Raw genomic sequence first — 23,819 nt, 5'->3', positions numbered from 1 at the left:
GGCCTCTTATTTCACAGCCATGGCGCGCGCGCAATTGAAGCACGTGATTTAAAAATTCTACCTAGTGATAAGAGCCAGGCAAGTGGGTGATCATACAGCGGTTTTTGCTACCCTCAATGTCTACAATTGGGCCTAGATGCTCAATTGGTAGATTAATACGCTTCATCCATCGCTCCCAATTTGGAGATCCAATACCCAGCGCGGCATGTACACCCAAAGTATCACGTGTTCCCATCAAGGCCTTTAGCAGTTGAATTTGCACTGTGCTTCTTGCGCGTCCGGATAGGTGGCTAGCCTTGAAAAATCTTGAAAACTCAAAAACATGCGGCGCAATTGGCGCCTCTTTGTACAAGATATTCTGCGGTATTGTATCAAGAAGCCCGCGCTGTGCATCGCGGATCATATAAGAGTACATCCCACATTTTGCTGTGGTAGGCGTTAGGCGAAAGCCCCCTAAAATTTGACCGCCATCGTGAATAGCGATCCAGCGGCTTTCGGGAGTGTCATATTGATCAAATTCCATTCCATCAGTTTCAGGCAAATCCCAATTGCGCTCGACTATAAAACTTTCACGGCGCGCCCGCAAAAGATTGGTGAACAAATCACCATGGTTATGGATATTGTTGAAAGATAAGGTTGTTGATTGCATTTTTACACTCCATTTGCATTCGGCAGGAGCGTCCCAAAACAAGTGTTATTACTGCTTCCGAGCAACCCCTACATTAATTTGTAGTCTTTCGCCCTCTGAATGGCCTCGCCGGTAGTTCTTGCCAACAAGCGATTACGCGCAGAAGACAATCGAAGCTTCAACGCGCTTTCGGAAATTCCCAATTTTTGAGCAGCCTCGGCATAGCGATACCCCGCAGCGACCAGTTGCAGGGCCTCTTTCTGAGCTTTAGTCAAGCTCTCCGGAGGTTCCGCTTTCTCATGCAAGAACTCGACCACATCAAGCGCTGCATTTAGCTCGTCATCAGTGAATTCACGATCGTCACGCGAAATTCCAACTATTGTCCTAGAAGACAGGGGTCCGCAGGATATTGTAGCGCCAAACGTTAGGCCAAATTCCCCGGCTTGAGAAATAATTCCAAAAGGATCTGGCAATGGACATTCGCTCCATCTACAAGCGCCTTTTTTCGCAAATGCCCACGCAATCATTGGATCGCGAAGACCATAAACATTACCTGTATAATGATCCTGCCATTCTTTGGACCATGTGTACAATGAGATGAGTGGCGAGGCAAAACGGATGTGAAGACCCACACCATATCCCAATGGCGCAATTGCTCCTAACTTTGCGAACTCATTATCAAGACCTATATTTTTAGACATGCACTTTTAGACTCTCACGGTAACACTTAGTCAACTATAAACAGAAATTCGAAAACTAACACTACATTTTAAGGCTAGTTCGATAGTGATCCCCTGCCTAACTTTGGGCTGGGGATACTATCCGCACTAGAGTTTTGCCTTCAATTTCAAACACTAATATCCCCAACAAGCAATACGTATCAATACAAACGAAAACGATCGGGCGTAGCAACACCCGATCGTTGAAAATTTATGATCTAAATTCAGCCAGCGCGCGGTATTTGCGGGCTGACGAATCGACTGACCTATGCTTCTTCTGCTTCTTCCGCAGCAACACGTGCCTTATCGGCCTTGCCCTTGGCATCTACATCGCGGTCAACGAATTCAATGATAGCCATAGGCGCCATGTCACCATAACGAAAGCCTGCCTTAAGAACGCGTACATAACCACCTTGGCGGTCTTTGTAACGTGGGCCCAAAACCTCGAAAAGTTTTGCAACATAGGCTTCTTGCTTCAATTTTGCAGCAGCTTGACGACGAGCGTGCAAATCGCCACGTTTCGCCAATGTGATCATTTTCTCAATGATTGGGCGTAGTTCCTTTGCCTTTGGCAAAGTTGTTTTAATTTGTTCGTGCTCGATCAACGATCCAGCCATGTTCGAGAACAACGCTTTGCGGTGTTCGTGTGTACGATTTAGGCGACGGTAGCCTTTTGCGTGGCGCATAATATATATCCTTATGTCTTCGTTTTACTTTGTCTGGCGAGCCTGCGTTGGGTCTCACACTCCTTGGAGCATCATTGCTCGAGGAAAGATTTTCTGAATGAAAAACCGTTCCAATTTCCCGACCAGTGCCGGCATTTTGTGGGTGCGCCCCATGGGGACGCACCCGAATTCTTAGAATTGATCTTCGAACTTCTTAGCGAGCTCTTCGATGTTTTCTGGTGGCCAATCAACGATATCCATACCAAGGTGCAGACCCATAACTGTCAGAACCTCTTTGATTTCGTTCAAAGATTTGCGGCCAAAGTTTGGCGTGCGCAGCATTTCTGCTTCGGTCTTTTGGATCAAATCGCCAATGTAAACGATGTTGTCGTTTTTCAGGCAGTTTGCAGAACGAACAGACAATTCCAACTCGTCGACTTTCTTCAACAACAACGGGTTGAATTCTAACTCGTCTTCGTCGTCTTGACGCTGGGCCGCTTCTGGCTCGTCGAAGTTCACAAATACTGTCAGCTGATCTTGCAAGATGCGCGCAGCAAATGCCAAGGCATCTTCGGGCGAAACAGAACCATCTGTTTCGATCTTCATGGTCAGTTTGTCATAATCCAAAACCTGACCTTCGCGCGTTGGCTGAACATCATAGGATACTTTGGTTACAGGTGAGTACAAAGCATCGATTGGGATCAGACCAATTGGCGCATCTTCTGGGCGATTTTTATCACCAGCCACATAGCCCTTGCCCGTGTCAACGGTCAGTTCCATGAATAGGTTCGCGCCATCATCCAAGTGACAGATCACGTGATCTTTATTCAGCACCTCAATGCCAGCAGTTTCCGCAATGTCGCCCGCTGTTACAACAGATGGACCCTTGGCAGAAATCGAAACCCGCTTTGGGCCTTCAACTTCCATAGAAATCGCAACACCTTTTAGGTTTAGAACCATATCGGTTACGTCTTCGCGCACACCCGCAACGGATGAAAATTCGTGCAAAACATTATCGATTTGAACAGACGTAATTGCTGCACCTTGTAGCGAAGATAGCAATACACGGCGTAGGGCATTCCCCATGGTCAGGCCAAAGCCACGCTCCAGAGGTTCTGCAGTAACAGTTGCCATGCGCAATGGGTCCGCGCCAGGCTTAATGTCTAGTTGTGTTGGCTTTATCAGCTCTTGCCAATTCTTATGGATCATATGGGCCTCCATTCTTGTTCACTGGTATGGATCCGAACCAGTGAACGCTCGAGGTTGAAATGTCGGGACGGGTGGGCCAAAGCCCACCCAAAAAATTTATACGCGGCGACGCTTTGGTGGGCGACAACCGTTATGAGCCATTGGCGTTACATCGCGAATTGATGTAACATTTAGACCGATTGCAGCCAATGCGCGTAGCGCACTTTCGCGACCAGAACCTGGGCCTTGAACTTCTACTTCCAAGGTTTTCAAACCGTGCTCTTGTGCCTTCTTGCCCGCATCTTCTGCCGCCATTTGGGCCGCATATGGGGTAGATTTACGAGAACCCTTGAAACCCATCGTACCAGCAGAGGACCATGAAATTGCATTGCCCTGCGCATCAGCGATCAGAATTTTTGTGTTGTTGAAAGAAGAGTTAATATGCGCAACACCTGCAGAGATGTTCTTGCGTGCTTTCTTCTTAAGACGTGCTTCACGTGCCATTGATCAAGCCTCCCTTACTTCTTCTTGCCAGCAATGGCCTTTGCAGGGCCCTTGCGTGTACGTGCGTTGGTAGATGTACGTTGGCCACGAACGGGCAAACCACGACGGTGACGCAAACCACGGTAGCAACCAAGATCCATCAAACGTTTGATGTTCATGGACACTTCGCGGCGCAGATCGCCTTCTACTTCGAAGTTTTCGTCGATGAATTCGCGGATGGACAGGATCTCTGCATCAGACAATTCATTAATGCGACGGGTGCGGTCGATATTTACGCCTTCACAGATTTTCTCTGCAGAGGTTGGTCCAATACCGGTGATATAAGTTAGGGCGATGAGGACCCGTTTATGGGTCGGCAAGTTAACGCCAGCAATACGTGCCAAGTCGTTTATCCTTTGGTTGCGATTCCGTAACCCCGGAACCTGTTTTCACAACGAAGCCCAGCAATATTTGGCTGGGCTCACTAAATATTTTCCAACAATTATGTGCAGATACGAATCGCACCCACCCAAGAGCCCACGGACTCTTGCTAGAAGAGTGTGCTTTAAGACAAAATCAGGAAATCGTCAAGAAGTTAAACGCCTATTCACCAATCCACCCACGGTGCCTATTTCCATCACTTCTGTTCGAAAATCTCCATGGCGCGCGCGGCTAGCAGGCGCTCTTCAAAGGGATTATCTACAGAATGGATTTCCACCCAACCTGCGGCATTGGCCTTGGCTGCGGATCCAGAATACCCAGACGGCCGTGCAAGATCGAAATTAGCGACCCCAATCACACAATTTCCAAACTCTGCGCGCAGCTGCTCACAGACCCGCGCAATGCGTTTCAAAAAAGCCTGTCGCTTCTCAGGAGTCTCATAAGTGTTATTTAGATTGGTATCCGGCAAAAAGGCGCGAAGAAACCCATCGCCCGAGTATCGGCTGATGCGTCCTATGAAATAATTGGGAACATAGCCAAATGTTGCGCGGATACGATACCCTTTCGCAGCTTTTCGAACATGGGTTTTTACCAACCCGCATTTGCGCGCGATTGCAATGACGGTATCAGCACAAAATCGCATCATATACCGAGGTGCTCGCATTTTAACATACAGCTCTTCGACCTCGGCATCGGGGCGGCGTTCTTCATTGGTTAAAAATGTCTCTAGAGGCAACGTAGCCGATATTGTGATTCGGCGAGAGTAATTGATCTGCTTCGGATCCACCTTGTCCGCAACAGAATCGCTCATAATCGGCACCCCAAACAAGGTAGGAAGTCCACCCTCGACCTCCGCCAAAGACTCCAAGGGCGGTTGGCCAAGATCGATCGGCCTCGGTGTAAGGCTCAGGATATCCCCAGCCGAAGCGGCATTTATCAAATCATTATGTAGAGATTCGATACGCGACGCTCGTGAGTTATCTGTGCCCTTATAGATCAACTCCGAAACCGGAATATGCCATGTGGCCTGCGTATTAGCGGGGGGAGCCAAAGGTTCCTTTGGCACCTCTCCAATCAACGCGTGGTGGGCCAGGCTTGCGCTAACCATATTCAATTCAGGGCTAACCCCAAGAGCATTGCGATACCAATGGGCATAGGCATCATGCGCCTTGGAATACCCATACAGTAGGTTGCCATCTAGCGTATTGCCCGTTTTTGACCCAGACCAAGCCGACCATGTATCATCCGGACGGCGCACAGGGGTTGTCATGCAATCATACTTGGACAAATTTTCAGAAAAGTGATGGAACTCTAATCCGTGGCCTTGATCAGATCCGCGCAGCGTTTCAAAAGTCGCCTTGCCAATATTTCCCGTTATCCCAGCCGCCGCATGCCCAATCATAACGATATGTGCTATATTCACACCCTCGGCAGCATGAATATTCCAGACCTTAGCCCCATAGGTATTTTGCAGCACCAAATACAGAGGTGCAGATCTATCGGTGATGGACACATCAATCACCGCCATTTTAGGACTGAACAGAGGTGCTTTATCCCACGGCTTGTTTTCATCTAGAGCGTGATCAACCCCTTTAGTGATTGCCCTGATAACATCAGAATGGTTCAACCGCTGAACTGGGGCCCCCGCGCCACCGGTTTCCAGTATAACGTTGATAACCTTTTCCCCCGCATCAGGTCTTCGAGGTTGGCAGGTGTCATTCACCTGAAATGGTTTAATTGCATCAATCGGGGTATCAGCATTAGAAGATTTGAAGCCTGTCCAAATCCGCGCGATTTCCACGGGATCATGGTTTGTGGTTGCGCTGTGAAATTTTGAATACCTATAGCCGGTTCTTGCTTGAATGCGCGGCCCTGTCTGTTCTTTTACAGCATTGGACGTGGATTTGGGCAAGGCTACCAAAGACTTGGCAACACGCTGCACAATCGGATACTGCTCTTTGTTTGCCTTTGGGGGGGTGGTGCTCTTGCTGTAATCAATCTCCAAAACCAAAATACCCACGATCAGCATCCCTATGAAACCATAGACCCAAGGCATCACCCGCTCTCGCAGCTCGCCAATACCACTTTTCTTTCTTGGGCGTCTTTTTTGGCGATCCGCACCTTCAAACACATCCTCTTTGTCAGAGTGTTGAGTTTCTATTCGTTTTAATCGGGCCCCAAATTCATTGTCACGCATATCGGTACCTTCAAATGTCTTCCTGAAATGTCTCCCAATAACATTGGTCTCGGCATAAAAAAACACTGCATATTTCTACACAGTGTTCAATTATTTTCCGCAGGGCGGGCGTAAAACTAGCCGGCGCTGTCCAATGCCTTGGCAATATCTGCACCAACAGCATCGATTGTTCCAAGACCATCGACCTGTTGTAGCAGGTCCTTTGCATAGTAATAGCCAAGCAATGGTGATGTATCTTTATAATAGGCCATCAAACGAATTTTCAGAGATTCTTCGTTGTCGTCTGCACGCGCCTCTTTGCCGGCCGCAACCGCCTCTTTCGCGCGACCAACAATACGGTCCACCAAAATTTCATCGTTAACTTCCAGCTGGATAACCGTATCCAATTTTTCACCAACGCGGTCTAGCAGATCGCCCAATGCATCAGCTTGAGCCAATGTGCGCGGGAATCCATCAAAAATAAACCCTCCCTCTGCTTTCACAGTGGTTAGCTGTTCTTCGATCAGACCGATTACGATTTCATCCGTAACCAATTCGCCACGATCCATGACACCGGCAACCATGTTGCCCATTTCGGTGCCCGATGTGCGCGCCGCACGCAACATATCCCCAGTCGAGAGCTGGACCATTTTCCGTTCACTGACCAGTGTCGCGGCCTGCGTTCCCTTACCCGCGCCGGGTGGTCCAATTAAAATGATGTTCATTACGCTTCTCCCAAAGATTTATTTCAACTAGCGACGTGGCTTACGCTTACGTGCCTTGGCGCGGTTTTTACCAGTTAGCTTCGAACGCTCGATCAAGCCTTCATACTGGTGCGCCAATAGATGCGATTGCACCTGCTGAATTGTATCCATCGTAACCGAAACCACAATGAGCAAAGATGTCCCACCAAAGTAGAAAGGTATTGCAAACTGATTGCGCAGAATCTCTGGCAATAGGCATACGGCGCAAAGATAGGCCGATCCCAATACCAAAATACGGGCGACAACGTAATCCAAATACTCTTCGGTGTTTTTACCAGGACGAATGCCAGGTACGAAGCCGTTTTGCTTTTTCAGGTTTTCCGCCGCTTCGTCTGTCTTGAACGAAACATTCGCAGTGTAGAAATAGCTAAAGAACACAATCATCAAAACAAAGAACAAAAGATACAGAGGCTGTCCCGGGCCGAAATAGGCCAAAATGGTGTTCATGATTCCCGAATTCTGGCTACCAGAAAAAGTGCTGATCGTGGTCGGCAACAATAGCAATGCAGAGGCAAAGATCGGAGGAATAACACCAGCTGGGTTCAATTTGATCGGCAGATGACTGCTCTCGCCGCCATAAACCTTCATACCTACTTGGCGTTTGGGGTACTGAATATGGATTTTACGCAAGGCGCGCTCCATGAATACAACAAATGCGATCACAACGACAACCATCACCATAACACCCAGAACAACCGCACCACCAATGGTACCAGAACGTCCCAGCTCAAAAAACTGTACCAATGCGGCAGGTAACTCTGCCACGATGCCTACGAAAATAATCAATGAAATGCCGTTCCCGATACCGCGTGCAGTAATTTGTTCACCGATCCACATCAGCAACATTGTACCGCCAACCAACGTAACAATCGCTGGCAATTGGAATGTCATAAAGCCAGGGTTCGTGGCCAAATCGGCCGCCTGTAGACCAGCGGACAGGCCATAGGCCTGAAATGTTGCCAAAACCACCGTACCATAACGGGTGTATTGGTTGATTTTCTTGCGGCCTTGGTCGCCTTCTTTTTTCAGCTGTTCCAGTGCTGGAACCATAGCTGTCATCAGCTGGACGATAATCGAGGCTGAAATATATGGCATAATACCCAAGGCAAACACGGCCATACGGCCAATGGCCCCACCGGTAAACATATTTAGAATGCCGCCCGCACCCTGCTGTGCTGCGTCAACAAACTCACGCAAAGCACCTGCGTCAATCCCCGGCACAGGTACAAATGTACCTAGGCGGTAAACGATCAACATACCCAATGCGAATAATATGCGACTTTGAAGCTCTTTGGCTTTGCCAAATGCACCCCAAGAGATGTTTGACGCCATTTGCTCTGCGGCTGATGCCATGGTGAAACCCTTTCAATAGAAACGCCGCGAAATCTGTTTCCAGACCGCGGCGCTAAAAACTGTGGTATTTGTAGGCGCTAGCGACAGCGCCCACAAGTGTTATTCAGCGGCTTTTGCCGTAGATGTGACCGTAAGTGTACCACCGGCCTTCTCAACAGCTGCTACGGCAGACTTAGAAGCACCGGTAACAGTCAATTCAACCTTGGCCTTCAATTCGCCTTTGGCCAAAATACGTACGCCGTCCTTCACACGACGAACCAAACCGCTCTCAACCAGAACCTCTTCTGTGATCGGCTTCTTGGCGTCGATTTTCTTAGCGTCGATAAATTTCTGTAGTAGGCCTAGGTTAACAACAGCATGTGTTTTTGCATTGATGTTGTTAAATCCACGCTTTGGCAAACGCATGTACAGTGGCATTTGACCGCCTTCGTAGCCGTTGATGGATACACCTGAGCGTGATTTTTGACCCTTGATACCACGGCCACCCATTTTACCGGTACCAGAACCTGGACCGCGACCAATGCGTTTACGTTTTTTGGTGGCACCTGCGTTATCGCGCAATTCGTTTAGTTTCATGTCGTATCTCCTTTCCGGAACTACCCCCCGATTACGACAAAGGGGGCAAACACGGGGTTTCATAATGTGATTCTGTGATCAAATGATCACTGGGCGCGTATACGCTGGGACGCACGAGGTTTCAAGCCCTTAGAAATTAGCTATCGGATAGAAAATCCGCGGCTATGCGCATGTCGCGCAGCGGACGCACAATTCTAATTGATTCGGCGTAGATCGGATGGGCCTTATAGGCATCCAGCTGTTCTTGGTCTGCGAATTCGGCGTAAACCACAAAATCGGGGCCCTCTTCGCTGATGCGGTCGGTGCGCATATTGCGGCCCACCTCAAACGCATCACAATGTGGGATTTCAGACAACGTAGAAAGCCCCTGGAAAATCGTTTCGATGTCTTTGGGGTCTTTGGCATTGAAAAAGACGATGTGGCGGATCATGGGCAAGCTCGTTTTTGCGTTTGCCCAGTCCTAAACCGAAAATGCGGTGGGCTCAACGGGGATATGCTCGCCGAGGGGCGCAGAATGCCGCTAATGGGCCAACGATGCCCGCGCTTGGCCTTGACCCCGTGTTTAGTTCACCTAGATTTCTATATGAACTACATTCAAATCATAAAGCCCGAGCACGATCATGAACATAACTACCGGATACTTTGACGGCGTGGATATTCCAATCATGGAGGATCTAAGCGAAACAGGGAAAGGCCCCGACGCCGCATTGGCATCCTTTCAGAAACTAACCCAAGAAGACCGCATGGCAGACTCGCATCATGTGTATGCCTACTATCGTGATTTTCATCAGGCCGTGGGTGGTGAGGATTGGCTTGATGAAGAAATGGGGATTCCAGCTATTCCCGAAGATATTTGGAAGTATGTGAAGGCTGGCTCCATATCGGTTGAAAAAGGACGCGACGCTGACACAGATTATTATGTTGTCATGGTGGCTAAATGCGACTGGGAAGAAGAGCACGGCCTAATGCTTGTTTGGCGCAATGGCACACAGCTGACCAAAGTTGGCGGGTTTGATGGCCATATCTCCAACGTCAATGCATATGCTAATGCCAAGCTGGCCGATGTCGTTTATTCCGCCACGAACCCACAATACACAACCTATCTAAAACAGCCATAACGATATTGCAGCGTGTAGCGCCACCCCAAGATAAAAACGCCCCGCTGTTTCCAGCGAGGCGTTCTAATTCTTAACTCGACGAAAAATCTATCGATATTTTTCTGGTTTAAACGAAGCGAAATTCAAACTAAGTGTGTTTGATTTTCGCTACGCAAAAAGGTATCCAGAATAAATCGTTAGCCCTTCTCTTCGATGATTTCCACCATGTGGGAAACCTTGCGCACCATACCGCGTACAGAAGGTGTATCTTCTAGTTCGCGTGTTTTGTGCATTTTGTTTAGGCCCAAGCCAACCAACGTTTGACGTTGATCTTTTGGACGACGGATTGGCGAACCAACTTGCTTAACAACAATAGTTTTCTTAGCCATGGTTTAAGCCTCCGCGTTTTCTTTGGGCAGAATGTCAGAAACCTTCTTACCACGACGCTGTGCAACGTTGCGCGGAGAAGATTCTTTCTTCAGGCCATCAATTGTTGCGCGGATCATGTTGTACGGGTTTTGAGAACCGATAGATTTCGCAACAACGTCTTGAACGCCCAGCATTTCAAAAATCGCACGCATTGGACCACCGGCGATGATACCGGTACCTTGTGGTGCAGTACGCATCACAACTTTACCAGCACCATGACGACCATTTACATCGTGATGCAATGTACGGCCTTCACGTAGAGGAACGCGGATCATTTGACGCTTGGCTTGCTCGGTTGCCTTGCGGATCGCTTCAGGTACTTCTTTCGCTTTACCTTTACCGAAACCTACGCGGCCCTTTTGGTCGCCAACAACAACAAGTGCTGCAAAACCGAAACGCTTACCACCTTTTACGGTTTTTGATACGCGGTTGATCGCTACTAGGCGATCCTGGAATTCCGGCGTTTCGTCGCGATCGCGACCCCGACGGTTATTTTCTCGTGCCATAATGGCCTCCTGAATATGGGCAAAGCCCGATTGTATCAATCCTAGTGGGCACAGGCCCCCGGATCATCGAGGTGGGCGTCTGACGCCCACCTGCAATATTAGAATTTCAGACCGCCTTCGCGGGCTGCATCTGCAAGAGCTTTGATTTTACCATGGTAGATGAAACCACCACGATCAAAGTAACACTCTTCAACACCAGCTTTTTTCGCACGCTCAGCAATTGCTGCGCCCACTTTTGTTGATGCATCAATGTTGTTTTTACCCACAACACCAAGAGCTTTTTCCATAGAGGAAGCCGCTGCCAATGTTACGCCGTTTGTGTCATCGATCAACTGAACGCTGATGTTTTTGGACGAACGGTGAACAGAAAGACGCGCACGTCCCTTGCCCAGTTTCTTGATTTTGTTCCGGTTGCGCATACGACGCTTAAGGAACAAGCTTCTTCTTGTCTGTGCCATATCTCAGCGCTCCTACTTAGACTTCCCTTCCTTGCGGAAGATGTATTCGTCTTTGTATTTGATCCCTTTGCCTTTGTAAGGCTCGGGTTTACGCCACTCGCGAATTTTCGCAGCAACTTCGCCAACTTGTTGTTGGTCAATACCTTCGACGATGATTTCAGTTGTTTTTGGTGCAGTCACTGTGATCCCTTCAGGGAACTCAATGTTTACGTCATGCGACAGGCCCAATGTTAGGTTCAACACCTTGCCGTTCATTTTCGCACGATAACCAACACCGTTGATTTCCAACTCTTTCTTAAAGCCCTCTGTCACACCCAAAACGCAGTTAGCGACTTGTGTACGTGACATGCCCCATTGCTGACGCGCGCGCTTTGATTTGCCGCGCGGCTCAACTTTTACGGAATTTTCTTCAACAGATATAGAAACATCATCTGTTGCAGTAAAGGTGCGAACACCTTTTGGGCCTTTTACTTCTACAGTCTGGCCAGACACAGTGGCGGTAACGCCGCTGGGCAGTTCGACTGGTTTTTTACCAATACGAGACATCAGGCCCCCCTTAGAATACTGTGCACAACACTTCGCCGCCAATATTGGCAGCACGTGCTTGTGCATCAGACATGACACCCTGAGGTGTGGAAACAACTGCGATACCCAAACCCTGACGTACAGTCGGGATTTCTTGGCTACCTGAATATACGCGGCGGCCAGGTTTTGACACGCGCTTCAATTCTTTGATTACAGGCTCACCATCGAAGTATTTCAAAGAAATCTCCAACTCTGGGTGGCCTTCAGCAGATGTGGCGGCTTCGTAACCACGGATATAGCCTTCGTTCTGTAGAACGTCGAGCACCCAACCGCGCAGTTTAGAAGAAGGTGTTTTCACAGTAGATTTGCCACGCAAATGTGCGTTGCGAATACGTGTGAGCATATCACCGATAGGATCGTTCATAATATACTACTCCTTACCAGCTTGACTTGACCATGCCAGGGATATGGCCGTCAGACGCCAACTGGCGCAACGCAATCCGAGACATTTTCAATTTACGATAGTAACCCTTTGGACGACCGGTAACCTTACAACGATTGTGTAGGCGAGTCGGAGAAGAGTTCCGAGGAAGCTCAGCCAATTTCAGACGCGCCTTAAAGCGCTCTTCCATGGGCAGATCTTGGTTATTTGCGATTTCTTTCAACGCAGCGCGCTTTGCAGCGTACTTTTTGACCAGCGCTTCGCGCTTGACCTGACGTTGAACCATTGCAGCTTTAGCCATTTGGTATCTCCTTGCGCGATCAGCTGTTGAAAGGCATGTTGAATTGCTTCAACAGGCTCTTAGCTTCAGCATCCGTTTTAGCGGTGGTGCTGATAGCGATGTCCATTCCCCACATCTCATCGATTTTATCATAATCGATTTCAGGGAATACGATGTGCTCTTTCAAACCCATGGCATAGTTGCCACGACCATCGAAAGATTTGCCAGAAATACCGCGGAAATCGCGAATACGAGGCATAGCAACAGTGATCAAACGATCTAGGAAATCGTACATTTGATCGCCGCGCAACGTAACCTTACAGCCCAGAGGCATTTCTTCACGTACACGGAAACCAGCAATAGATTTCTTTGCTTTGGTAATCACAGGCTGTTGGCCAGCGATAGAAGCCATATCAGCAAATGCTGAACGGATCTTCTTTGAATCGTTTACAGTTTCACCGACACCCATGTTCAATGTGATCTTTTCGATCTTAGGGATCATCATGTCGTTTTTGTAACCGAACTCTTCTTTCAGGGCACCGCGAACTACTTCTGCGTAATGTGCCTTAAGGCGTGGAGTATAATCAGCCATCGATCAACGCTCCTGATTTCTTAGCGAAACGAACCTTCTTGTCGCCTTCCATACGGAAACCAACGCGTGTTGCGCCGCCCTCTTTGGGGTCAATCAAAGCAAGGTTTGACAATTCGATCGGCATATCTGTTGGTACGCGACCGCCCTGAGAGGCTTGTGATTGTTTAACGTGACGCACAGCAGTGTTCACACCGGTTACAACCGCTTTACCAGTAGATGGCGCAATAGAAGCGATTTCGCCCTCTTTGCCCTTATCTTTGCCGGTAAGAACGATGACCTTGTCACCCTTTTTCAACTTCGCAGCCATTTTACAGAACCTCCGGAGCCAAAGAAATGATCTTCATGAAATTCTTCGCACGAAGCTCACGAACAACTGGTCCAAAAATACGTGTGCCCATGGGCTCACCGGCGTTGTTCAGGATAACAGCGGCGTTGCCGTCAAAACGGATGGCTGTGCCATCTTCGCGACGAACTTCTTTCGCTGTACGAACGACTACTGCTTTACGCACGTCGCCTTTCTTTACGCGTCCCTGTGGAATTGCTTCCTTAACAGAAACCACGATGATGTCCCCAACAGAAGCGTACTTCCGCTTAGAGCCACCCAAAACCTTGATGCACTGAACACGGCGAGCGCCGCTGTTGTCAGCTACATCCAGATTTGTTTGCATCTGGATCATGTGGGTTACCTTTCGACCTTTGGGGACAATCCAATTTACGCCCCAGGGTTTCGTTAAACTGTGCTATTCAGACCTAATCGGCCAGAACAGTCCAGCGTTTCGTTTTCGAAATAGGCGCGCATTCTTCAATGCGTACTTTGTCGCCGATTTTGAATTGGTTTGTCGCATCGTGGGCCCGGTATGTTTTGGACTTGCGGATGGTCTTTTTCAGAACAGGGTGCTGGAAAGCACGTTGAACAGAAACTGAAACAGTTTGTTCGTTCTTGTCACCAGTTACAGTGCCTTGCAAAATACGTTTTGGCATGCTCTTAGCTCCTATTCAGCAGCCGCTTGCGCGGCCTTTTCGTTTAGTACAGTTAATACACGTGCCGCATCACGGCGCGCAGCCTTCATGCGAGATGTATCTTCTGCTTGGCCAGTGGCCTTTTGAAAGCGCAGGTTGAATTGCTCTTTCTTCAATGCTGACAGCTCTTCTTTCAGCTGATCAGGCGTTTTATCGCGTAGTTCGTTGGCGTTCATTGCCATTTCCTTTCAACATCACTGGTAGGCCCAATCTTTGCGGCACTTGCGCACGCGCATAGGTCACCCCGAATCCAGTGGAGTACATTAGAAAGGTTCCTTTAGAGGGGATTCCCGTTTGAGGCAAGAGCATAAGAGGAATTTGTATGGGTTTCTATGCGGACAGCCCGCAAATCCTTCAAATCCCTATTCCCAGCCGTAGTTAAAGCTCACGGAAATCCGTTCTTCTTCGGCCATATTCATCGGCACTTCGTGGCGCAACCAGCTTTCCCACAGCAAAACCTCGCCAACGCTGGGCTTGGCATAGAAAAAGCTGCGCAGCTCTTCGCGCGCATCAGCAATCCGCGTAGGTGCCGCCATCATCATAGGCAGGCGTGGGTCTTCGAATTTAATCGCGCTGGTACCCTCTGGCATCGAGACATAGGTGGTGCCGCTGATAACAGAATGCGGGTGGATATGAGAGGAATGCGTGCCACCCTCGGGCAATATATTCACCCAAAGCGCATTCAGAACCAGCGATTTATCCCCCAGATCAAATTCCAGATCGCGGGCAAATTCCGCAACATGCAGATCAAGTGCCGTGACCAAATCCTTGAAAATAGGAAACCGCCATGGCAAATCATCTAACGAAGCATAGCTGGTGTAGCCTGGGTAGTCGTTCTCTTCGCACCACTGCTGGCCGGCCTCGTCATCCTCGGCCAATGACCAACAGGTACCCACCAGCTCTTGGGGGTCAACTTGGGCGGCCAAGTCATTTAATGCGGCGCGGTACAGGCGAGTCGCGAATAGCGTAGAAATATCAGACATGGCGTCTTCTAGCGCAACCACATGGCCGATGCCAAGACTAGCTATTAAGATATCCGCCAACCAATGAAATAAACGCGCCCAAATGGACAACCATGATCGCACGGTCCTTCCACATCACGCCTACCGCGAACCACAGAGCGATGCCAACTACAAACGCCAGCACATTCCACGGCACCACATTCAGCCCCGTTAGCCCATAACCAATCAGCTGTACAATCGTCGCCACCCATTTCACGATATCAACGCGTTTCATAGCGTAACTCCTTTTTGAATTTCGCCATACTGGGCGAACTATGGAATCTATAGGCTCGCCAACCCTCGCACAAGCTCTTCTGCGATCAATGTGGCATTGATTCCATTGCGTTCTGCCGATATCCGTAGACCCAACAAATCAGATTGAAACCGCCGTGCTAAATCTTGGGGTTTGCGCGCTGTGCTGATCAGTTGCTGCGTTTGCGCCTGTTCAAATAGGGCGCAGAACTGGGCCTCCATTTCTAACAAAAGATCGCTGGCCCTCTCCGCCAAGGGATGCCCGTGCGCCTGAAGTTCCAACAGCGTTTTTGACAGCATACAGGCCTTGGCTGGCGCATCATCAGAACTGATCACCAATAGCGGGAGACGTTGTAGCGCGCCCAATGGCCCGTGATGATCTGACAACAGCTGTAGGCGCATGCGCCCATCGGATGCATATTTTTGTAGCGCCAGATCAAACAGGTTCTCCTTGGAACCAAAGGCGGCATAAAAACTACCGGGCTTCATCTTCAGCGCCGCCTCTAGATCCTTTAGCGAGGTGCCGGCCCAGCCGCGCGTCCAAAACAAATCGCGGGCCTGTTCGATCAGTTTGTTGCGGTCATAGCTTGGCTTACGGGGCATGGAATCGCTTTCTTGAATGATCATTCAATAATATACTTGAGCGATCACTCAAGAAAGACTAAACCTGCCCTAAATGTTATTCATAGGAGCAGAACATGACCTTCCCATCTCACGATCTGAAAACAGCCCCAGAGGGCTCTAAGCCGCTATTAGAAAACTCGCAGAAAGCATTTGGGCGCTTGCCCGGCCTACACAAGGTGTTATCCGAGAGCCCACAGGCCTTTGAAGGGTATCAAGTCCTGCACCGGTTGTTCACCGAAACGGATTTTGATGCCGAAGAGATGACCGTGGTCTGGCAGGCCATCAACGTAGAAAATACCTGCCATTACTGCGTGCCCGCCCACACAGGCATTGCCAAAATGATGAAAGTTTCCGACGAGATCTCAGAGGCGTTGCGCAACGAAACCGCCCTGCCCACAGCAAAACTAGAAGCATTGCGCAGCTTTACCGTGCAAATGGTGCGCCAGCGCGGCTTTGTAGAAGATGCACAGTTGGCGGCATTTTTCGATGCAGGATATGGGCACCGTGCGGTTCTTGATGTGATTTTGGGGATGGCACAGAAAACCATGTCCAACTATGTGAACCACTTGGCCGAAACACCCGTAGACGAGGTGTTCCAGCCCCTAAAATGGAACCGCGCTGAAACCGCTCTAAAGGTATAGGCGCACCACCCTAGACAAAAAGAAACCCCCGGCCTTGCGGTCGGGGGTTTTTGTTTTTAGCGGTAAATTTGGCCCCGAAAGGCCAAATCAATTACCAATCTTCGCGGCGTACAACGCGTGTTTTCACAGGCAGCTTCATCGCGGCAAGGCGCAATGCCTCTACTGCAACAGCTTCTGAAACACCGTCGATTTCAAACATTACGCGACCAGGTTTAACCTTGCATGCCCAATATTCAACAGAACCTTTACCTTTACCCATCCGTACTTCGGTAGGTTTGTTTGTTACCGGAACATCTGGGAAGATGCGGATCCAAACACGGCCTTGACGTTTCATGTGACGTGTCATTGCACGACGCGCTGCTTCGATTTGGCGGGCGGTCACACGCTCTGGTGTGGTTGCCTTTAGACCGAATGAGCCGAAGTTCAAATCAGAACCGCCTTTAGCAAGACCCTTGATGCGGCCTTTGTGCTGTTTGCGGAATTTTGTGCGCTTTGGTGAAAGCATTATATCTCTCCCTCTCGCTTAGCGGCGTGGCGGACGATTGCCGCCCTGTGGGCGTGGCCCACCGCTGTTTTGTAGCTCTTCAACACGACGATCACGTGCAGCTGGATCATGTTCCATGATCTCGCCCTTAAAGATCCACACTTTAATTCCGATGATACCATATGCGGTCATGCCTTCGGCACGTGCATAATCGATATCTGCACGCAATGTGTGCAACGGAACGCGACCTTCGCGGTACCATTCAGTACGCGCAATCTCTGCACCGCCCAAACGACCAGCAACGTTAATACGAATGCCCAAGGCACCCATGCGCATGGCGTTCTGTACGGCACGTTTCATAGCACGACGGAAAGAAACACGACGCTCTAGCTGTTGAGCAACAGACTCAGCAACCAATTGCGCATCCATCTCTGGCTTGCGAACTTCTACGATGTTTAGGTGCAATTCAGAATCGGTCAGTGCAGCAACTTTTCTGCGCAATGTTTCGATATCTGCACCTTTTTTACCGATGATCACACCAGGACGCGCAGAGTGAATAGTCACGCGGCATTTCTTATGTGGGCGCTCAACAATAACCCGAGCAACACCCGCTTGGGCACACTCTTTCTTGATGAACTCACGGATTTTCAGGTCTTCTAGCAACAGGTTACCGTAGTTTTCGCCTTCGGCGTACCAGCGGCTATCCCATGTGCGGTTGACTTGCATACGGAAGCCAACTGGATTGATCTTCTGACCCATTACGATTGCTCCTCTTTAGCGGCTGGTTGACGAACCAAGATTGTCAGCTGTGCAAACGGCTTCAAGATCTTGCCGTAACGGCCACGTGCACGTGGACGACCGCGTTTCATTGTCAGGTTTTTGCCTACATAAGCTTCTGCAACGATCAGCTCATCAACATCCAAACCGTGGTTGTTTTCAGCATTCGCAATTGCGGACTGCAATGTTTTCTTCACATCCGCAGCAATGCGGCGCTTTGAAAAAGTTAGATCAGACAGCGCTTTGTCCACTGACTTGCCACGAATTAGTTGCGCTACAAGGTTCAGCTTCTGTGGGCTGGTGCGGAGCATTTTGTTAACGGCCATAGCTTCGTTATCTGCAACGCGACGAGTGTTTTTTGACTTACTCATGGCTTATTTCCGCTTCGCTTTTTTATCAGCCGCGTGACCGTAATAGGTACGGGTCGGGCTGTATTCACCGAACTTCTGGCCAATCATTTCTTCTGAAACGTTTACGGGGATGTGCTTGCGGCCATTATATACACCGAAAGTTAGACCCACAAATTGTGGCAGAATCGTCGAACGACGAGACCAGATTTTGATTACTTCATTGTTACGACCAGATTCGCGAACTTTTTCTGCTTTCTTAAGCACATAAGCATCGACGAAAGGGCCTTTCCATACTGAACGAGACATCGATTAACGACCCTTCTTCTTAGCGTGACGCGAGCGGATGATCAGCTTGCTAGACGCTTTGTTCTTGTTACGTGTACGCGCACCTTTGGTAGGTTTACCCCAAGGTGTAACCGGGTGACGACCACCTGATGTACGACCTTCACCACCACCGTGTGGGTGATCAACGGGGTTCATTACAACACCACGTACAGATGGGCGGATGCCCTTGTGGCGGTTACGACCCGCTTTACCAAAGTTTTGGTTGCTGTTGTCTGGATTAGATACGGCACCAACTGTTGCCATACATTCCTGACGTACCAAGCGAAGCTCGCCTGAGGACAAGCGAATCTGTGCATAACCACCGTCACGACCAACGAACTGGGCATATGTACCCGCAGCACGAGCGATCTGACCGCCTTTGCCTTGCTTTAGCTCGATGTTGTGGATGATTGTACCAATCGGCAATCCTGTGAAGGGCATTGCGTTACCTGGCTTCACATCTGCCTTAGCAGAAGAAACAACAGTATCACCAACAGCAAGACGCTGTGGCGCAATGATATAGGCCTGTTGGCCATCTTCGTATTTAATCAGGGCAATGAATGCTGTCCGGTTAGGGTCATATTCGATGCGCTCAACAACCGCTGGAACGTCCATTTTGTTCCGCTTGAAGTCAACGATACGGTATAGGCGACGTGCCCCACCGCCTTTGCGACGCATTGTGATCCGTCCGGTATTGTTCCGGCCGCCGTTTTTGCGCACACCTTCAGTGAGCGCTTTAACTGGGCGACCTTTCCAAAGCTCGGAACGGTCAATCAGAACCAACCCACGTTGGCCTGGCGTCGTTGGTTTATACGACTTAAGTGCCATTCTTTCTGTCTTCCGTTTTTAGCTCAGGGCGCGTGGCCCCGAAAGGTTTGTGCGGCCCCGTAGGTCCGCGTTTATACGCCCCCGTAGGTGCGCGAATTCATATCAAAAGTGGCCACAGAACGAATCCGTAGCCAGTCGATTGGTGGGGAGTATCAGGGATGGGGGTGGGTGGCAAGTGGTGGGGGTGGTTTTTATAAGGAATATAACCATTCACTTCGCGCCAGCGGCCCGCGCCCGGCCCTCCCCCATGGGGAGGGCGCGATGCCCCCTCCCCGAGGTCCAAGCGCTGGTGTTATTCGAACAAGTCTCGATACACAGAATGCGCCAATACTTTTCGCCGATACAACCAATCCTCCATGCGCTGATCGCGTGCCTTTTGCGTATTGCAACGCCCATCGCGCCAGACATAGGCTGAATGATCGGCCGCACAATCATAAAGCCCCTCGTACAGATAAAACCTGCGCAATTCAGGTAATGTCCAAACTGCCTGCCATCTGTTGCCAACCCTGCGCAATTTCGCGCCATATCGTTGATAAATACGCTGACAACTTTGCTGTGGCTTTTGCGCCCCATGATCACGGATCAAATTGCGAGGTGCCGCGTAAAGTGTGATCAACGATACGCCCGATCCCCAAATGCCCGTAGCGACACCCCAATCGGGGTGCTGCCCACGGCGCAACCACACATGGGTAACATCATTATCATGGTTTGGCAGAGCCTTTAGGGCATACCTGACTTGATCCGCATCCAAAGGATGAAACCAATCGCGCGACGGATTATCAACCCGCATGATCGGTAAATCATCATATGCGCTGGGGCGGTCAAAACTGTGGTAACGGGCGTGTATGTTATCTTCTTCACGGTGCCGCGTGGCACCGCCATAGTTATCGCCATAACTACGGCTTTTCTTCCAAGGTGTATGTTGCATAAGTCATCCTAATTTCAAATATCATCGGCCGAACCACAAGCGATCCAGCAAAGTTATAAATTTGAAAATTAGGCGTTTATGAAAAACATGTTCTTATCCTTGTGATGGCCCGCTTGTAACCTGTGCCATTTTTCAAATCAACAAAATAACGAGCCGCGCATCGCCTGCCCGTGGGATGGCGATCTAACAGTCATGATAACCACTTTATACCTGCCAAATACTTTGACAATACTGATATGCAGCACACCAACCAAATCGCCTACCCACCCGAACGGGCAGGCGATGCGCGGCGTCCTACGGCCTTGATTCCGCATGTGGTGTGAATTGCGGTGTGCTTACGTGATGCTGGCGGCCAAACCCTTTAGGTTTGCGACCAGCACTTTGCCCATCATCATCTTCATCAATGTTTGGCCCAACAGCCAGCCCAACGCGCCGTATTTAACGCTGTAATCCATGCTCCATGTCACCAATGTGCGCCCCGCGTCCAATGCTTGGATTTTGATTTCCGCTTCGGATGCGATTAGTGGCATCGCATCCATTTCCGACAGGTGCACGCGATAGCTGTGGTTTGAACTCCAAGCGATCACTTGTTCGACCAGCGATGTGCCGTTATCGAAATGGCACCGCCGCTTTGCGCCAAGGCCATCGTGATTGACCGACAGCGCATCAACCGAAGTGACGTACGGGGCGAATTCGTCGATGTGCATAAAGCGCGCCAGTGTTGCCCAGACCGTTTCGACGGATGCGTTGATTTCAAGTTCTTTGCTGTGGTGTATCATGTTGCTTTCCTCTTCACGTGAGGACAACTTAACCAAACACTACTGACACTTCTTGTCAGTATGAAATCGAATCCCAAACGAAAAAGGCCCCCGCAGATGCGGAGGCCCTTCATTCACAATCTGCTCTACTTAAAGACCAGTTGAAACGTCGATGGTGTTACCCTCTTCCAACGTTACATATGCTTTCTTGATGTCTTTACGTTTGCCCAGCTGACCGCGGAAACGCTTGACCTTACCTTTGGTGATCGATGTGTTTACGGCCTTAACCTTCACACCAAACAGCGTTTCCACTGCTTCTTTGATCATTGGCTTGTTCGCAGCGATATCCACCTCGAAAACCACAGCGTTATGTTCAGACGCCATTGTTGCTTTCTCGGTGATGATCGGCTTGCGGATCACATCATATAGTTTGGCTGTATCGCTCATTTCAAACGTGCCTCCAATGCTTCAACGCCTGCTTTGGTCAGAACCAAAGTAGTCGATTTAAGGATGTCGTAAACGTTTGCACCTTGGCTTGGCAGAATGTTCACGCCTTCGATATTGCGAGAAGCCAACAAGAAATTCTCGTTCACTTCTGCACCGTCGATCACCAGCGCTTTTTTCCAACCTAGGTTCGCAACTGTCTTCGCCAATTCACCAGTTTTTGCTGATGTAATTTCGGCATTATCGATCACAACCAATTCGCCTGCTGTCGCCTTCGCTGACAATGCATGCTTCAGGCCCAATTTGCGGAACTTCTTCGTTAGGTCATGTGCGTGTGAACGAACCTTTGGCCCTTTGTAAACACCACCACCGCGGAAAATAGGCGCCGAGCGTGCACCGTGACGTGCGCCACCGGTGCCTTTTTGGCGGTAAATCTTCTTGGTAGAATAGCTTACCTCTGAACGTGTCTTAACCTTGTGCGTGCCCGCTTGGCGTTTTGCCAATTGGTAACGTACAACGCGGTGCAAAATGTCCGCGCGTGGTTCTAGGCCGAATACGTCGTCAGACAATTCGATGCCGCCAGCCGCTTGTGCGTCTAGTTTGATTACCTTGGCTTTCATTATTCAGCCCCTCCTTCAGGTGCAGCATCCGCCGCAGCTTCTTCTACTTGAGGTGCTTCAACAATAGCTGAGCGCAGAGCAGCAGGGAAAGGTAGGCCTTCTGGGGCCTTCTTCTTAACTGCATCTTTAACTGTGACCCAACCACCTTTGGAGCCAGGAACGGCGCCTTTGATCATGATCAAACCACGTTCAACATCTGTTTTAACAACTTCAAGGTTTTGGGTTGTTACGCTTGCAGCACCCATATGACCGGCCATTTTCTTACCCTTGAAAACGCGACCAGGTTCTTGACACTGACCTGTAGAACCGTGTGAACGGTGCGAAATAGATACACCGTGTGTCGCACGCAAACCACCAAAGTTGTGACGCTTCATCGCACCGGCAAAACCTTTACCAATTGATGTGCCAGAAACGTCAACTTTTTGACCATCAAGGAAGTGAGTGGCAACGATTTCTTCGCCGACTTCGATCAGGTTCTCAGCTGAAACGCGGAATTCCGCGATCTTGCGTTTTGGTTCTACTTTTGCTTTGGCAAAATGGCCGCGCATTGCTGCGGATTGGCGTTTCACCTTGGCAGTTCCTGCACCAAGCTGAACAGCGGTATAACCGTCTGTCTCGTTGGTACGCTGGGATACAACCTGTAGGTTTTCCATTTGCAAAACGGTCACAGGGATCTGCTTGCCGTCTTCCATGAACAACCGGGTCATGCCCATTTTCTTTGCTATTACTCCAGAGCGCATATCTCAATACTCCCTTAAAGCTTGATCTCAACATCCACACCAGCAGCTAGGTCGAGCTTCATCAGCGCGTCTACTGTTTGTGGAGTTGGGTCAATGATATCAAGCAAACGCTTGTGTGTGCGGATCTCGAACTGCTCGCGCGATTTCTTGTTCACGTGAGGTGAACGCAAAACGGTGAATTTCTCGATTTTGTTTGGCAACGGGATTGGGCCGCGTACTTGGGCGCCAGTCCGTTTGGCTGTATTAACGATTTCCTCGGTGGACGCATCCAACACGCGGTAATCGAAAGCTTTCAGCCGAATACGAATATTTTGACTTTGCATATTTATGCACTTTCATATTTCGAGTTGATAGGAAGATAACCGGCTCATTCCGACTACCCTCTTCGAACCCAAAGGACACGACGAATCGCACCTCATAGGCATTCGCATAGCGAACTGGCCTCGAATACACACCACCATCCAATCTGGCAAGGGGTTAATGCATTGATCTGATCATTATAAATACCCGTGCTCTTTTTCAATCATCCGCTCGTAGGTGATGATGAGGGGTCTTACTCTCTATTTCTGCGATTCTCTTAGCTCTGCACGTGCGGCTGCTCCATATTCACCCCTTATTCGCCCGCGATCGGCGCATTCTCCTGTGTCATTCAATCACGCGGCAGTGAACTTTGATTTCAGTCTTTCACAAGCCGCTCTTTTTTTCA

The 23,819-nt window shown here is 49.5% G+C and carries 38 protein-coding genes; 2 read left to right on the top strand and 36 right to left on the bottom strand.

Annotation, left to right across the window (positions count from 1 at the left end):
- Positions 1-61 precede the first annotated feature (61 nt).
- The 11 genes from QQL62_RS07125 to QQL62_RS07075 form a co-directional block, all read right to left on the bottom strand.
- Positions 62-649: an acyl-homoserine-lactone synthase gene (locus QQL62_RS07125; RefSeq protein ID WP_284377245.1), complete on the bottom strand. Its 588-nt coding sequence runs from the start codon at positions 647-649 to the stop codon at positions 62-64.
- A 68-nt stretch (positions 650-717) separates the two neighbouring features.
- Complete coding sequence (locus QQL62_RS07120) at positions 718-1,329, bottom strand: helix-turn-helix transcriptional regulator (protein ID WP_284377244.1); 612 nt, start codon at positions 1,327-1,329, stop codon at positions 718-720.
- A 284-nt stretch (positions 1,330-1,613) separates the two neighbouring features.
- On the bottom strand, positions 1,614-2,033 hold the full coding sequence (rplQ, locus tag QQL62_RS07115) for a 50S ribosomal protein L17 (RefSeq protein ID WP_284377243.1): 420 nt from the start codon (positions 2,031-2,033) through the stop codon (positions 1,614-1,616).
- A gap of 171 nt (positions 2,034-2,204) precedes the next feature.
- Positions 2,205-3,221 carry a DNA-directed RNA polymerase subunit alpha gene (locus tag QQL62_RS07110; protein WP_284377242.1) on the bottom strand — a complete coding sequence of 339 codons (1,017 nt, stop codon included), beginning with the start codon at positions 3,219-3,221 and terminating at the stop codon, positions 2,205-2,207.
- A gap of 96 nt (positions 3,222-3,317) precedes the next feature.
- Positions 3,318-3,704, bottom strand: a complete 387-nt coding sequence (gene rpsK / locus QQL62_RS07105) for a 30S ribosomal protein S11 (RefSeq protein WP_284377241.1) — start codon at positions 3,702-3,704, stop codon at positions 3,318-3,320.
- A 14-nt stretch (positions 3,705-3,718) separates the two neighbouring features.
- Positions 3,719-4,087 (bottom strand): 30S ribosomal protein S13, encoded by a 369-nt coding sequence (gene rpsM, locus QQL62_RS07100; protein WP_284377240.1) that lies wholly within the window; start codon positions 4,085-4,087, stop codon positions 3,719-3,721.
- 233 nt (positions 4,088-4,320) lie between these two features.
- Positions 4,321-6,321, bottom strand: coding sequence for a hypothetical protein (locus QQL62_RS07095; protein ID WP_284377239.1), 2,001 nt, complete (start codon positions 6,319-6,321; stop codon positions 4,321-4,323).
- Positions 6,322-6,437: 116 nt separating this feature from the next.
- Positions 6,438-7,025 carry an adenylate kinase gene (locus tag QQL62_RS07090; RefSeq protein ID WP_284377238.1) on the bottom strand — a complete coding sequence of 196 codons (588 nt, stop codon included), beginning with the start codon at positions 7,023-7,025 and terminating at the stop codon, positions 6,438-6,440.
- 27 nt (positions 7,026-7,052) lie between these two features.
- On the bottom strand, positions 7,053-8,417 hold the full coding sequence (gene secY, locus QQL62_RS07085; RefSeq protein WP_284377237.1) for a preprotein translocase subunit SecY: 1,365 nt from the start codon (positions 8,415-8,417) through the stop codon (positions 7,053-7,055).
- Between the two features lie 99 nt (positions 8,418-8,516).
- Entirely contained in the window at positions 8,517-8,993 is a 477-nt protein-coding gene (rplO, locus tag QQL62_RS07080; protein WP_284377236.1) for a 50S ribosomal protein L15, read from the bottom strand.
- Positions 8,994-9,129: 136 nt separating this feature from the next.
- Positions 9,130-9,423 carry a Dabb family protein gene (locus QQL62_RS07075; RefSeq protein ID WP_284377235.1) on the bottom strand — a complete coding sequence of 98 codons (294 nt, stop codon included), beginning with the start codon at positions 9,421-9,423 and terminating at the stop codon, positions 9,130-9,132.
- 190 nt (positions 9,424-9,613) lie between these two features.
- On the opposite strand from QQL62_RS07075, the gene QQL62_RS07070 reads away from it, so the two are divergent.
- Positions 9,614-10,111, top strand: coding sequence for a DUF6985 domain-containing protein (locus QQL62_RS07070; RefSeq protein WP_284377234.1), 498 nt, complete (start codon positions 9,614-9,616; stop codon positions 10,109-10,111).
- Positions 10,112-10,287: 176 nt separating this feature from the next.
- Here QQL62_RS07070 and rpmD read toward each other — a convergent pair whose 3' ends face one another.
- The 14 genes from rpmD to QQL62_RS07000 form a co-directional block, all read right to left on the bottom strand.
- Positions 10,288-10,479 (bottom strand): 50S ribosomal protein L30, encoded by a 192-nt coding sequence (gene rpmD / locus QQL62_RS07065; RefSeq protein WP_284377233.1) that lies wholly within the window; start codon positions 10,477-10,479, stop codon positions 10,288-10,290.
- A gap of 3 nt (positions 10,480-10,482) precedes the next feature.
- On the bottom strand, positions 10,483-11,025 hold the full coding sequence (gene rpsE, locus QQL62_RS07060) for a 30S ribosomal protein S5 (protein ID WP_284377232.1): 543 nt from the start codon (positions 11,023-11,025) through the stop codon (positions 10,483-10,485).
- Positions 11,026-11,123: 98 nt separating this feature from the next.
- Entirely contained in the window at positions 11,124-11,483 is a 360-nt protein-coding gene (gene rplR, locus QQL62_RS07055; RefSeq protein WP_284377231.1) for a 50S ribosomal protein L18, read from the bottom strand.
- 12 nt (positions 11,484-11,495) lie between these two features.
- Entirely contained in the window at positions 11,496-12,029 is a 534-nt protein-coding gene (rplF, locus tag QQL62_RS07050) for a 50S ribosomal protein L6 (RefSeq protein WP_284377230.1), read from the bottom strand.
- A gap of 10 nt (positions 12,030-12,039) precedes the next feature.
- Positions 12,040-12,432, bottom strand: a complete 393-nt coding sequence (gene rpsH / locus QQL62_RS07045) for a 30S ribosomal protein S8 (protein WP_284377229.1) — start codon at positions 12,430-12,432, stop codon at positions 12,040-12,042.
- 13 nt (positions 12,433-12,445) lie between these two features.
- A complete protein-coding gene (gene rpsN, locus QQL62_RS07040; protein WP_284377228.1) occupies positions 12,446-12,751 on the bottom strand; it encodes a 30S ribosomal protein S14 in 306 nt (101 codons plus the stop codon).
- Positions 12,752-12,770: 19 nt separating this feature from the next.
- Complete coding sequence (gene rplE / locus QQL62_RS07035) at positions 12,771-13,322, bottom strand: 50S ribosomal protein L5 (protein WP_284377227.1); 552 nt, start codon at positions 13,320-13,322, stop codon at positions 12,771-12,773.
- Positions 13,315-13,629: a 50S ribosomal protein L24 gene (gene rplX / locus QQL62_RS07030; protein ID WP_284377226.1), complete on the bottom strand. Its 315-nt coding sequence runs from the start codon at positions 13,627-13,629 to the stop codon at positions 13,315-13,317. The genes rplE and rplX overlap by 8 nt, the downstream gene beginning before the upstream one ends.
- Before the next feature lies 1 nt (position 13,630).
- Entirely contained in the window at positions 13,631-13,999 is a 369-nt protein-coding gene (rplN, locus tag QQL62_RS07025; protein ID WP_284377225.1) for a 50S ribosomal protein L14, read from the bottom strand.
- A 73-nt stretch (positions 14,000-14,072) separates the two neighbouring features.
- Positions 14,073-14,303 (bottom strand): 30S ribosomal protein S17, encoded by a 231-nt coding sequence (rpsQ, locus tag QQL62_RS07020; RefSeq protein WP_284377224.1) that lies wholly within the window; start codon positions 14,301-14,303, stop codon positions 14,073-14,075.
- Positions 14,304-14,314: 11 nt separating this feature from the next.
- Positions 14,315-14,518, bottom strand: a complete 204-nt coding sequence (rpmC, locus tag QQL62_RS07015; RefSeq protein ID WP_284377223.1) for a 50S ribosomal protein L29 — start codon at positions 14,516-14,518, stop codon at positions 14,315-14,317.
- Positions 14,519-14,704: 186 nt separating this feature from the next.
- Positions 14,705-15,325, bottom strand: a complete 621-nt coding sequence (locus QQL62_RS07010; RefSeq protein ID WP_284377222.1) for a TIGR02466 family protein — start codon at positions 15,323-15,325, stop codon at positions 14,705-14,707.
- 37 nt (positions 15,326-15,362) lie between these two features.
- Positions 15,363-15,578 (bottom strand): DUF6552 family protein, encoded by a 216-nt coding sequence (locus tag QQL62_RS07005; RefSeq protein ID WP_284377221.1) that lies wholly within the window; start codon positions 15,576-15,578, stop codon positions 15,363-15,365.
- A 47-nt stretch (positions 15,579-15,625) separates the two neighbouring features.
- Positions 15,626-16,198 carry a TetR/AcrR family transcriptional regulator gene (locus QQL62_RS07000; RefSeq protein ID WP_284377220.1) on the bottom strand — a complete coding sequence of 191 codons (573 nt, stop codon included), beginning with the start codon at positions 16,196-16,198 and terminating at the stop codon, positions 15,626-15,628.
- Positions 16,199-16,293: 95 nt separating this feature from the next.
- Here QQL62_RS07000 and QQL62_RS06995 point away from each other — a divergent pair, with 95 nt between their 5' ends.
- Positions 16,294-16,860: a carboxymuconolactone decarboxylase family protein gene (locus QQL62_RS06995; RefSeq protein ID WP_284377219.1), complete on the top strand. Its 567-nt coding sequence runs from the start codon at positions 16,294-16,296 to the stop codon at positions 16,858-16,860.
- A gap of 91 nt (positions 16,861-16,951) precedes the next feature.
- On the opposite strand, the gene rplP is transcribed toward QQL62_RS06995, so the two are convergent.
- From rplP to rpsJ, 11 genes are all read right to left on the bottom strand, one after another.
- The gene (gene rplP, locus QQL62_RS06990; protein ID WP_284377218.1) at positions 16,952-17,365 is read right to left on the bottom strand and encodes a 50S ribosomal protein L16; all 414 of its coding nucleotides are present in this window, start codon (positions 17,363-17,365) and stop codon (positions 16,952-16,954) included.
- An 18-nt stretch (positions 17,366-17,383) separates the two neighbouring features.
- A complete protein-coding gene (rpsC, locus tag QQL62_RS06985; protein ID WP_284377217.1) occupies positions 17,384-18,103 on the bottom strand; it encodes a 30S ribosomal protein S3 in 720 nt (239 codons plus the stop codon).
- Positions 18,103-18,492, bottom strand: a complete 390-nt coding sequence (rplV, locus tag QQL62_RS06980; RefSeq protein ID WP_284377216.1) for a 50S ribosomal protein L22 — start codon at positions 18,490-18,492, stop codon at positions 18,103-18,105. The genes rpsC and rplV overlap by 1 nt, the downstream gene beginning before the upstream one ends.
- Before the next feature lie 3 nt (positions 18,493-18,495).
- Entirely contained in the window at positions 18,496-18,777 is a 282-nt protein-coding gene (rpsS, locus tag QQL62_RS06975; RefSeq protein ID WP_284377215.1) for a 30S ribosomal protein S19, read from the bottom strand.
- Between the two features lie 3 nt (positions 18,778-18,780).
- Positions 18,781-19,623, bottom strand: a complete 843-nt coding sequence (gene rplB / locus QQL62_RS06970) for a 50S ribosomal protein L2 (protein WP_284377214.1) — start codon at positions 19,621-19,623, stop codon at positions 18,781-18,783.
- Positions 19,624-19,915: 292 nt separating this feature from the next.
- The gene (locus tag QQL62_RS06965) at positions 19,916-20,551 is read right to left on the bottom strand and encodes a hypothetical protein (RefSeq protein ID WP_284377213.1); all 636 of its coding nucleotides are present in this window, start codon (positions 20,549-20,551) and stop codon (positions 19,916-19,918) included.
- A 335-nt stretch (positions 20,552-20,886) separates the two neighbouring features.
- Complete coding sequence (locus tag QQL62_RS06960) at positions 20,887-21,330, bottom strand: SRPBCC family protein (protein WP_284377212.1); 444 nt, start codon at positions 21,328-21,330, stop codon at positions 20,887-20,889.
- Between the two features lie 129 nt (positions 21,331-21,459).
- Positions 21,460-21,756, bottom strand: coding sequence for a 50S ribosomal protein L23 (locus QQL62_RS06955; RefSeq protein ID WP_284377211.1), 297 nt, complete (start codon positions 21,754-21,756; stop codon positions 21,460-21,462).
- Positions 21,753-22,373, bottom strand: a complete 621-nt coding sequence (gene rplD / locus QQL62_RS06950; RefSeq protein WP_284377210.1) for a 50S ribosomal protein L4 — start codon at positions 22,371-22,373, stop codon at positions 21,753-21,755. The genes QQL62_RS06955 and rplD overlap by 4 nt, the downstream gene beginning before the upstream one ends.
- Entirely contained in the window at positions 22,373-23,113 is a 741-nt protein-coding gene (gene rplC, locus QQL62_RS06945) for a 50S ribosomal protein L3 (protein ID WP_284377209.1), read from the bottom strand. Before rplC ends, rplD begins: the two co-directional genes overlap by 1 nt.
- Before the next feature lie 14 nt (positions 23,114-23,127).
- On the bottom strand, positions 23,128-23,436 hold the full coding sequence (gene rpsJ / locus QQL62_RS06940; protein ID WP_008035030.1) for a 30S ribosomal protein S10: 309 nt from the start codon (positions 23,434-23,436) through the stop codon (positions 23,128-23,130).
- Positions 23,437-23,819: the final 383 nt, after the last annotated feature.

Origin of the sequence: Amylibacter marinus, assembly GCF_030160015.1 — a bacterium.
GTDB classification, from domain to species: domain Bacteria; phylum Pseudomonadota; class Alphaproteobacteria; order Rhodobacterales; family Rhodobacteraceae; genus Amylibacter; species Amylibacter marinus.
This window is presented reverse-complemented; position numbering and strand designations above follow the sequence as displayed.